Genomic DNA, 11,282 nt, shown 5'->3' on the forward strand with positions numbered 1-11,282 from the left:
GGACGGGCTGGGGCACGGGCTGCGCCTGCGTGGCGTGCGCCTCCTGCTTGCGGTGCACGTACAGCAGCGCCGCGACCTCGAGCGAGTGGCTCGCGGACACAGGCCCCGAGGCGTTCGCGCCTCCCGTGACGAGCAGCTCGCCCGGGAGCATCACCGCCGCGGCGCCGCGCAGGGGCTCGGGCAGGGGTTCCTGGGGCAGCCACGTATCGCTGGTGAAGCTGTAGCGCTCCACCTCGTCCACCGGCTGGCCGGCGAAGCTGCCTCCCACCACATAGAGCCGGTCATCCACCGCCGCCGCCGCCACCTCCGAGCGCCCCAGCCCCAGGGAGGCCAGGCGCGTCCAGCGCTGGGTGTGGGGGTCGAATTGCGCGTGCCTCTTCTGGGGCCGGGACGGCAGCAGCAGCCGCTGGTGCTCGCCGCCCACCACGTGCAGGCGCCCGCGCAGCGCCGCCACGCCGAAGCGGCTGCTGCGCTGTGGCATCTCCCGCGCCACGCCCCATGTGTCGTTCAGCGGATCGTAGACCTCCACCTGCGCGCTGCTGTGCTTGAGCCAGCTCAGCAGCGAGGGCCGGTGCAGCTGGGACTCCGCGCCCCACCAGGGCAGGGGCCAGCACTCCACGCCGCCCAGGACAAAGAGCAGGCCATGCACCTCCACCGCGCTCGGTTCGTCCCTTGGGGTGACCAGGCGCTCCAGCCGCGTCCAGTGCCCCTTGCCCTCCCCCGTGGCGGGCGGCTCGAAGGCCCAGTGCCGCGCCAGGGGACGGTTGTGCTCGTCATGCCCTCCCAGCACGTGGATGCGGTGTGCCACCGCCACCGCGGTGAAGCCGGGCTGCGGCTCCTGCAGGTGGTCCACCAACTTCCAGCTCTCCGCCTCGCCCTGGCAGCGCCACACCTCGCCGCTGTCCATCAGCGCGTATGCCACCTGCCCCAGCATCACCAGCACCCGCCGCCCCGGCGGCAGCGCGGCGCGCTCCACCCACTGGGCGTGGTGATCGAAGGCGGACACCGTCAGGTGGCTGGCCTCGTAGCCGGCGGGCGGCCGCGGGGATTCGCTCAGGATGCAGGCGCCCGCGGGCACCAGGCCCACCTCGGGCGCCAGGTGCCGCGGGTGCACGCTGCCCGAGGCCAGCTTGCTCGCCGTGACGGCGTGGGGCTGCAGCTGGTGCGTGCCCACCGTGTCGTGCGCGAGCTGCCCACGAATGCTGCCGGCCTCCAGCTCCGCGTCCACCCGCAGGGCGCCGAGCACCCGCACGTCCTCCGGGAAGGTGACGGGCCCCGTCGGCGCGTCCGGACCCACCCCGCGCGACAGCGGAGCGAAGAGGATGCGCCGGTCCTCCACGCCCACCTGGCCCCGCGCGTCCAGGCGCAGCAGCGCCAGCGGGGTGTAGTGGTGCTCGCCCCCGTGAGGCCGCTGCGGCAGCGGCTGCTGTCGCTCGTCCCGGGGCCACTCCACGTCGCCCGTGCGCGTGCGCGCCGCCATCATCCAGAAGTCGCCCGGGTGGTAGCCGCCGTGTCTGGTGAACTGCACCTGGACGCCGTGCTCCAGCTCCACCCACTGCGAGTCCACCGCCAGCGGGCCGGGGGCGGCGGGGGTCTGGTCCCACCGCCGCAGCAGCGGAGGGTCCTTGGGAGACGTGCCCAGGTCCTCGGGCAGCGTCCCCTTCAACGTCACCTCTTGCCGGTCCTCCGCCACGGAGTGGATCTGGCACAAGGGGCCCGGCTCGCCGCGCAGCACGAGGCGGTGGTCCACCACCTCCACCAGATCGCCCACGCGCAGCTCCACCCCACGCGTGCCCACCGGCGCCGCCAGCCGCACCCGCGAGCCCTCCACCGAGGCGATGGGCAGCACCTGGATGCCGTTGTCGCGCGACCACTTGAAGCTGGCGATGGGCCGCAGCCGCTGGGGGGCTCCGCGCTCCGGGGGCAGGGCCGGCGAGAGCTTCAGCCGCCCCGTCGCCGGGTCCACCTGGGTGAGCCGTGCCAGGTGCGTCCCGTGCTCGGCCACCACCTCCACGTAGCGGTCCTGCCGCCACGGCTTCCAGTCCACGTGGCGCGGGTGCCGGACCTGGAGCACCGCGGCGTCACTGCCCGCGGCCTCCACCTCCAGCGAGGGCCACTGGCCCACGTGCTCGAGCGGGCCGCCCGCGCACTCGCCGCCTTCCTGCACCTCCACCCGGTAGAGCTGATTGCCCGGCAGCGCCGTGGCCACCCCGGGCCTGCGCTGCGCGCGCAGCTCCCCGGTGCGCGCCTGGCGAGACAGGAAGTGCCGATACGCCTCGTCCGAGTGGCCCTGGTCCGGCGCATCCGGATCTTCGTGGACCCGCAGGGTGCGCACCTGCCACACGAGCTTCGTGCGCACCGCGGTGTCCGGGCCGCCCAACGCCACCTCGCGGATGTCCGGATCCTCGTAGGCGGTGAGCGTGCGCTCCCACACGTCCAGCACCGCCAGGAACACCCCGGGGTGGCTGAGCGGAGGCTGTCCCGGGCTGTCCGGCTGCGCCTCCAGGGGCACGGAGGCCTCGTTCTCGCACAGCACGCCGTCCAGGTAGTAGCGGCCCGGGCCGATGACGAGCCGCTCCCGCCGCGCCCCCTCCGTGCCGCCAGCGTGGTGCTCGACCTTGAGTTCGAAGCCCGCGCAGTCCACCGGAGCCCCGCTCGGGCCGAGGAGATCTCGCGTCCGCTCGCGCAGCTGGTGCGCCTGGATGTCCGCCTGTTCGTTCCAGTCCGCGTCCAGCTGCACACGGCCTTGCTGCATGCGGACGGCGGTGTAGTGCTTGCGGCGGTTGAACGTGGAGCGGGAGTAGTCACTCGTCATGGGAGGGGCTTCGCAAGGGCTTCGGCAAGGAACTCAGTCGATGAACGAGACCGCGGCGCCAAGCCCCGCCGGCAGGTACTCGTCCAGCACGTTCTCGAGCGTGGCGAGCCGTCGCTCCTCGTGCAGATCATGGAAGACACCAGGCTCACCACCATCCTCGGCCGCCGTGCGCAGCTCCGCTGGCCCAGCGTCAGCGAGCCGGCCGTAGCCAGGCGCTGACACGGACAGTGACACGAAGGCAGGCGCTGAAGCGATGACCCCCTCCCGCGCTTCCTCCAGCGGCGCCGAGAAGAGAAGGCAGCGCTGGTATGGCAGCTCGCGGGACGACCAGGAGAGCGCGCAGCCGATCAACTGGCTGCCCATCCGGTTCACCGCCCGGACCCTCCGGGTGAAGAGGCAGTCTCGCGCCAGCTCCAGCGCCTCCACATGCACCTTGCCCAGCAGCGTGCAGCGCTCCAGCACCGACACCGGGCCCGCCGAGCCAGCGGCCAGCCCGGCGATGGCCACCTCGTCAATGGCGCCTACCAGGCTGTCCACCAGGGTGACGTGGGCGGCCCCGGCATTCAGGCGCACGGGACCCAGCAGGCTCTGGCGCACCTCGACCTCCTGCCAGGCGTTCGAGGTGTCCGAGGTGATGGAGCCCAGCAGGGTGCAGTGCGCCACCTCCACCCGCACGGAGCCCGCGAGCCGCAGGCCTTTCGCCTGCACCCCGTCCACCACCAGCCGCGACCCGGTCTCGGCGGCGGAGACCTTCAGCTCGCCGTCGAGCGAGGGCAGCTCGCCCTCGGCGGCCTCGAGCCGCAGCGAGGCATGCTCCAGGGTGATGGAGAAGCCGTCCGCGCCATTGGAATAGGTGGCGCTGTCCATCAGGCGCAGCAGCCCCCTGCGAGGCGTGGTGCTCCTGCCGGCAGGGCCCTGGTTCCACTCCTCGAGCGCCTGGGCGAGGCTCTCGAAGCGCAGCGGGGAACCGGGCGCGGAGGGCAAGGTCTTGCCGACCTCGGCGTACCACGTGCCCTCGACGGGCGGCTGCAGGCCCGCCTCGCGCGGGAAGGGGCCCGCGCCCACGTCCGAGGCCCGGCCGTAGGCCCAGCTCACCTGGAGCGCGTACTCGGAGGTCCCCAGGGAGAGCGCCAGCCTGCCCCGGTCCACGTCCACCGCCACCTGGGACGCCAGCCCGAGCCACCGGGCCGTCCGCGCCTCGTGTGCGACGGACTCCTCGGCCCGGAGGTACCGCGCGTCGTCAGGAGCCTCGGCCACCACGAACAGCAGGTTCTGTGCGGCGTGGACGTGCCAGCCCGCGTGCGGCGGCAGCTGCTTGTGGAGCTCTTGCGCCAGCTCCGCGGGGGCCGCGCCCAGCGGCACCTGGAGGGCCACGGGTGGCGCGTCTCCCAACCTCAGGCTCAACGGGTGGGACGCAGGCGTCGCGTGGGCAGGGCGCAGCTCGCGGGAGATGAGCACCGCCACGCGGTGCGCATGAGGGCGGGACAGGCCCAGCGCGTGGACGCTCTTGTCATCCCCGGAGGCCGCCTCGAAGCGCACCGGGTCCTTTTCGAGCGGCACGCCCGGTACCACCAGCAGGCGCTCACCGAGCACGAGGACGCGAGCGCGCGTGAAGGCGGCCTGGGAGCTGGCGCCACGCAGGGCCTGCTCCAGCGCGTGGGCCATCGCCGCGAGCGATTCGCGGGCGTGGTGGGGCAGCCGGAGGGAGTGGGGGCCCTCCTTGCCCAGCCGCACGTGCAGCTCCGGGTGGTGGGGCAGGTGCTCCAGGTGCACGTGGCCGGAGCGCAGCCCCACGTAGCTGGGGCCCGGGCGGTGCCAGGACTCCAGGCTCCGCGCGTGGAAGTCCGCGGTGGGCACGGGCGTGCCGGCCAGGAAGACCTGCAGACCGCCGCCAGGGCCGAGGTGGCGGGGGGCATGCGGGGTATGGCCCAGCAGGTGCTTGATGGCCTCGGCCACCTCCTCCTCCATGCCCTTCGAGGTGAAGGGCAGGGGCTGCTCCAGCGTGGCGGGCAGCTCGCGCAGGGCCGGGGTGTGCAGCCGCCGCGTGTACAGGGGGGTGTCCAGGCCGAGCGCGTGGAAGGTGTAGCAGCCTTCCGCCACCCAGCGGGGCGTGGAGCGCTCCACGGGGTAGGCCTGCGTGCGGCTGAGCAGCACGTGGACATGCTGGAGGTTGAGCTGGCCCTGGGGCCCGCGGGAGTCCTCCGCGCCGCGCACGCTCACGCCGAAGGAAGCGCGAGCACCCGAGGGGCGCGGAGCCATGGCGCCGCGGCGCCGCACGTCCAGCGAGCGCCCGCGCTCCAGGTGCAGGTGCAGCATGCTCTGGGTGGTGGCCAGCAGCCGGAAGTCGTCCACCACCACGGCGCTCCAGCCGCACGCCTCATGGAGGGCCTGCTCCAGCGTGTCGGCGCGGCCCTTGCGCCGGCGGTGCCGCAGGGCATTGGCCACGCGCGCGCGCTGCAGGTGCGGCAGCAGCTCCCCGGGCGCATCCACCTGCTGCCCGACGAGGTCGCCCAGATAGGGCACCATCCGCTCCTCGCACGTCTCGATGAAGGCGTTGTCGTAGAGCTGGCGCGCGTCGGCCTGCATCCGGTCGAACTCCTCGCCGATGATACCCAGCAGGGAGCGCAGCGGATGGCCCTGCTCGGCATCCAGGATGCGGTAGATGAGCGGCAGGAAGGAGTAGAGGCGCTCCGCGCCGGGGATGGGCTGGAGGGGCTGGGGCCGGGATTTCTTCATGGCCCTGTCTCCACGTCGAGGACCGGTCCCAACTTCTCCAACAGCAGCATCTCCGCGGGCAGCACCTTGCGGGACTGCGCATCCCACCGGCTGTCCGCCGCGCGCAGCACGGCGGGGACGGGGCCTGGGGCGGCTACCGAGAGCCGCAGCGCGGTGACGCGGGCGTTGAGCACCCCGCGCACGCCGCTGAGCAGCCGGAGGATGTCCGAGGTGGCCACCGGCTGCGCCAGCTCGCGCTGCTCGAAGGTGAAGGCGTCCGTGAGCACCTGCGCGGCCGCCTTGCGCACCTGCTCCGTGACGAAGTCCGGATCCACCGTGAGCGTTGCCCCGAGGTGGAAGCGCTGGGGCACGAAGGAGTCCACGTGCAGCACGTGGTGGGCGGGACGGAAGCGCTCCACCTTCTGGCGGATGTCCTCCTCCAGCCCGGGGCTCAGCTGGTGCCCGGTGTCCTCCTCGGTGGTGGCCACGGTGAGGCTGAGCACGGGAGCATGGCCATTCCACAGCGGGCGCGAGCGGACGCGGGCCACGCCGGGCAGGGCGCGCACGTAGTCCGCGAAGTCACGCAAGGAGACGATGCGCTCCAGGGTTTGCAATTGCAGGGACGCCTGGGTGCGCAGCTCCGAGGCCGTCTGGGCGTCGGTGCCGCCGGTGGCGGGCAGCGGATTGTCCACGGTGCGCAGCCCCAGCAGGCGCTGGCGCAGGAGGATGATCTGGCCGGCCCCCACGTTCCCGTCCTGTCCTCCACCCGTGCGATAGGTGGCCGTCACGTTCTCCGCGCCCGTGGGCAGCCGCGCCCCGCGCACCCCATCGCCGAAGAAGACCCGCACCGTGCCGTCCATCTCCACCCGGAGCTGATACACGCGGCTGTCCGGCTTCTGCCCGCTCCAGTCGTCCACCGGGTGCCAGCGCTGCTGATTGACGAAGAGCTCCAGCTGGAGCTCGGGCCCGTCCGGCGTGTTCAGCCACACCAGCGGCGAGCGCTTGAGGCGGAACTGCTGCTGCGCGCGCCGGGCATCGCCGCTGCCCAGCACCTCGTTGACGGTGGCTCCGTGGGTGGCCTCCACCACGTTGCCGCGCACGGCCACGGTGTCCGGGTCGAGCATCTCCTCCAGCTCCGTCTCGAATTTAAGCTGGGTGGATCCAGGCTGCCGCGTGGTGCCCACCACCTTGCGCGGCAGGGCCACCTGCTCTGCGTCCTTGGCGGCGGGCAGCAGCAGCAGCTGGTCCTCGCTGGCCTGGAGCTTGCCCACGAAGCCGTGCTCGGTGCGCAGCCGCCATGTCGGTGAGGTGTCCGGCGCGCTCGTCGGCCACTCCATCACCTCCAGCACCTGGCCCAACCGCAGCAGCTGCTGGGTGAGCTCATCCTCGGAGAGGAGCTCCAGCGCGGGGGCCGCCACCCAGGCGCGCATGCGCTGGCCCACCACCACCACCGTCCGTCCGGTCGGGTCCGCCACGGAGCCCGCCACCCGCACCGACTTCCGCGGGATCAGGTCGTTGGACTCCTGGCCGCGCACGAGCGCGAAGAAGAAGTCGTCCTGGGCCAGCAGGCTGCTCGGATCGGTGTTGGGCAGGAGGAGCGCCGGAGTGCGGATCTGCTGCTCCAGCAGCGGGAGCGGGGCGAGGCAGGAGCGCACGCGGGTGCTCGCGCGGTCAAGGCCGGAGACGGCGGGCTTCACCTGGAGGCGGGTGATGAGCCGGCGGTCGCCGAAGGCCTTCACCTGTTCGGTCTCGACGAGCGTCACCGTGACGAGGGCCAGGGGCACCCCCGTGCCATCGCTTGCCTGTTGTTCCAGCACCAGCTGCTGGCCCTCGGCGATCCGGGGCACCAGGCGCGCCAGCTCCAGCCGGCCCGGCTCCAGCGTCCACCCCGGCCACTGGGTCTCCGTCACGCCCACCACCGGGGTGAAGGCCAGCACCGTGCCCGGCTCGGGCTCGGCGACGGCCCACACCTCCAGGGGGGCGGGGGCGGGAAGCGCTGGAAGCGCTGGAAGCGCTGTCCACGTGGTGCCGCCGTCACGGGTGACGAAGAGGCCTTCGGTCAGCGCGGCCAGCAGGCCCGGGGGACCGCCGGGCCCGGACGCCAGCGGCAGCAGCGCGCTCACGCGGGCCACGCCGGAGGGCGTCTTGGGCGGCACCGGCACGTCGGTGAGGCGTTTGCCGTCCACGGCGCGGTAGAGCCCACCGTCCTCCAGCGCGACGAAGAGCCGCCCCTTCGCATCCAGCAGGAGCGTCTTCACCGGCTGCCCGGCGGTGGCCGGATCCCACACCTTCCAGGGCGTGCCGATGCGCGGGCTGCTGAAGACGCCCTTGCTGGTGCCCAGCACGAAGCGCTGGTTCTTCTCGTCCTCGACGATGGACAGGACGGACACGGGGGTGGAGGTGGGCTCGCTCTTGCCGGCCAGCGGCAGCCCCTCGTTGGTGGGGCGCCAGGTGCCCGTTTGCTCCTCCCAGCAGAACAGGCCCTCGTCGGTGCCCGCCAGGAGGAAGGCCGCGGTGGTGGTGTGCTTGCCCGTCAGGAAGCCCGCCACGCTGCGCACCGGCGTGGACGGCAGCCGCAGGTCCTGGGTCACCGGCTTGGACATGGGGAGCTGCGAGGTCTCCTGGATCGTCTTTCCGCGCAGCGTCTCCCAGGAGTCTCCGTCCGTGCTGCGCAGCACGCCGTGCCTGCGGGTGCCCGCCACCAGCCGGTCCTGGGTGTCACGCCCCAGGCAGAGCACGTTCATCCGCGTCAGGGCCTTGACGGGGGTCCAGGTGGCACCGCGGTCCTGGGAGCGCAGCAGCCCCTGATCCTCCACGCCGGCGAAGAGCCCGCGCCCATCCATCAGCAGGCAGAGCACCTTGCCGGGGGGCGCTCCCAGGGGCTGCCAGGCGCCCTGGGCCAGCTCCAGGCGCTGCGTTCCGCCCACCGGGGTGGCGCCGTACTGGAGCTTCTTCTCCAGCGACAGGGTGTCCCAGGCGGGGGCGTCATGGCCGAGCAGCGCCTCGGGGGGGCGGCACGTCCAGGCCTGGGGCTCGGAGAGCAGGGCCCCGCCGAGCGTCGGAGCCAGCGGCGCATCCCAGACAATGCAACCCCGCTGGTTCGCGCTGCCCGTGCGGGTGACGCCAGGCAGCGCCAGCCACTCCTTCCCGTCGGAGGTGGTGGCGCGCACCAGCACGGTGGCGCCGCGGTGGATGCCGTGGCTGCCATCCCGCAGCAGCAGTCCGGGAGCGTCCGCCCGCAGCGACGCGACCGGCGAGGCGAGCACGTCCCGGGTGGGGTGCCACAGGGGCATGGCACTCCACTCGGGGCGGGCGAGCAGATCGGCCGACGTCTCGAACACCTGGGGCACGCCCCCCGGCGCGGGCATGCTCTGCACCGCGAGGCCCTTGGGCAGCAGCAGCGAGTCGGGCGCGCCGGGCTTGTCGGACACGGTGAAGCACAGCTTCACCTGCGCCGACATCGCCGGACGGGGCGTCACGCCCACGGTGCGCACCAGCTCCTGCACCGAGAAGTCCTCGGTGGCCGTCCGCAGGTAGCCCTCCTGGGTGATGCGCTCCTGGTAGAAGGAGAGCACGTCGGCCACCGTGGCCCACGCGTCCAGCAGCCCATACGTCAGGTCACTGCTCGAAGGGGGGCCCTGGCGCACGGACAGGGGCACCAGCCCGCGCAGCGGGGCCGGGACGCGCTGCCGCGGGAGCGGGAGCGTGGACGGGTCCACGCCGTGAAGCCCCGTCCCCTGCGGGCTGTCCACGGCCGCTGGATGCCAGGTGGCGAGCCGCTGGAGCATGCGCGCCAGGACGGTGGCCTGGGTGCGTCCGGCCCGCATCGGCAACGGGGGACGGCTCGGATCATCCGGTCCACGCGCCGTCATGAGCGGCCTCCCTCCAGCTGGAATCGCACCTGCCCCAGATCAGGCCGGCCCGGCAGCCCCTCCACGAGCACCACCTCGGTGAGCTCGAGCAGAATGCGGCCGGTGTCCAGGGCGCTGGTGGCATCCTGGCCCCAGCGCTGGAAGCGCAGGGGCTCCACCCACGTCACGCCGGGCACGGAGGCGGCGCGCGCCACCACGGGCGCCAGGTACACCGGCTGGCCGATCCGGAAGGCGCTGGGGTGGAAGAAGGCGAGCCGGCCTCCGGGCAGCTCCCCACTGCCCAGCTCCTGCTCGAGCCGCTGGCGGACGCTGGCGAGCACGAGGCCCGGCTGGACGCCCACGCGCAGCAGGATGTCGAGCGGGACGAGCTCGGGGGGCCGCACCTCCACCTCGGTGCCCATGAGGCTGTGGTGGGCCAGGTACCGCAGCAGCCGGGAGAGCAGCTCCGCACGGGGCTCCCGCCCCTGCTGCGGCAGCACATGGACGCGCGCCACGGAGGCGCTGCCATTCCAGGACTGGAGGGTGACGGCCTGCCGCACCTCGGGCAGACGCTGAGCCAGCAGGTTGAAGTCCTCCTCGATGACGGCCCGCTCCTGGGTGCGGAAGTCCTCCGGGGCGTTGCGGCGCGCCTGCTCGGCATCCTCGGGCAGCTGGGCGCCCAGGGCGGAGAGGGGGTTGCGCACGAAGCCGATCCTCGAGGAGAGGGGCCCGGTCTGGATGCTCCGCAGGGTGTCGGGCGCCACGTTGCCCAAGGGGCCCAGGGTGCTCCGCCACCGCACCCGCAGAAGGGCCCCAGGCCGGACGCGCCGGCCCAGCGAGCCGTCCCCGAAGCGCAGCGCCATCGCGTCTCCATCTCCGGTCTCCGCGACGAAGTGACGCTCGAAGCGATCGCTGGAGAGCAGGTCCCCGCGCACCGTCCACGGCACGCCCCGCACGCGCTCGGGAGCCTGGAGGTCCTCGCGCAGCTCCTCCACGTGCACGCACGGCAGGGCCCGCCGGGGCTCCTGCCACAGGGAGGCGGACGCGGGCAGGCTCCGCGCGAGGGCGGCGCTCAGGGGCTCGGCGCAGGCCACCTGCTGGCCGCGCAGCGGCAGCTCCACGAGCCCGGCTCCCGCCAGCACCTCCTGCTCCAGGGTCTCGCCTTGATCGGCCAGCACCACGTTGCCGAGCACCTGGGCCATGGGCATGAGGCCCTGCGGCGACCGCGCCTGACCGAAGACCAGGGGGAACGGCAGTGCGTCCTCGATGGACCACCTCACCCGGGTGAGGGGCTGCGGCTGCTGCGCGCTGCCCAGCGGATCCACATCGGGCTCGGGCTTCTCGGTCAGCCGCACGGCGTGCCGGTGGGTGATGTTCGCGAGCTCGCGCAGGCCGCTGGCCGGCTCGAGCAACTCCTCGAAGATGAGCACGTCTCCGGAGCGCAGCGCCGGGAGGGCTCCCACCAGGGTGGCGGAGGTGGCGCCCTGGGGCAGCACCTCGCGTTCGGCGCCCCACGTGTGGACCTGGAGGACGTTGTGCGCCTGGTGAAGCCGCGCGGGGGCCATGCTCTCGAAGGTCACATGCTCGCCGCGGACCACCTGCGGGTCCGCGGTGGGGTCCGGGGGCAGGGGCGCGGTGTGGAAGCGGGTGCCCGCGGGCAGCTCCAGCGTGTCCCCGGCCACCTCGAGCGCCATCCATGTCCGGGCGTTGCACCCCTCGTGGAGCGTGTAGTCCAGGAGCCGGGCATGGCGCCGCAGCGACGTGCGGCGCCGCGCGGTGCTCAGGTAGGCCTCGGCGGCGGCGGCATCCTGGTGGTAGCTGAGCAGATCGCCCGCGTGGGCCATCATCTCCACCAGCATGACGCCCAGATCCGCGACGTGGCGCTCGTGCCAGGAGGGGAC

At 73.4% G+C, this 11,282-nt stretch carries 4 protein-coding genes; all 4 read right to left on the minus strand.

Features of this window, described 5'->3' with window-relative positions; genetic code table 11:
• On the minus strand, positions 1-2,815 hold a 2,815-nt coding region (locus tag D7W81_RS35150), incomplete at its 3' end, for a DUF6519 domain-containing protein (RefSeq protein ID WP_120559753.1).
• Positions 2,816-2,848: 33 nt separating this feature from the next.
• Complete coding sequence (locus D7W81_RS35155; protein ID WP_120559754.1) at positions 2,849-5,551, minus strand: hypothetical protein; 2,703 nt, start codon at positions 5,549-5,551, stop codon at positions 2,849-2,851.
• Positions 5,548-9,402 (minus strand): putative baseplate assembly protein, encoded by a 3,855-nt coding sequence (locus D7W81_RS35160; protein WP_147445731.1) that lies wholly within the window; start codon positions 9,400-9,402, stop codon positions 5,548-5,550. Before D7W81_RS35160 ends, D7W81_RS35155 begins: the two co-directional genes overlap by 4 nt.
• Positions 9,399-11,282, minus strand: a 1,884-nt coding sequence (locus tag D7W81_RS35165) for a baseplate J/gp47 family protein (RefSeq protein ID WP_147445732.1), incomplete at its 5' end; no start/stop codon positions are given. The genes D7W81_RS35165 and D7W81_RS35160, both read right to left, overlap by 4 nt.

Origin of the sequence: Corallococcus aberystwythensis, assembly GCF_003612165.1 — a bacterium.
GTDB classification, from domain to species: Bacteria; Myxococcota; Myxococcia; order Myxococcales; family Myxococcaceae; genus Corallococcus; species Corallococcus aberystwythensis.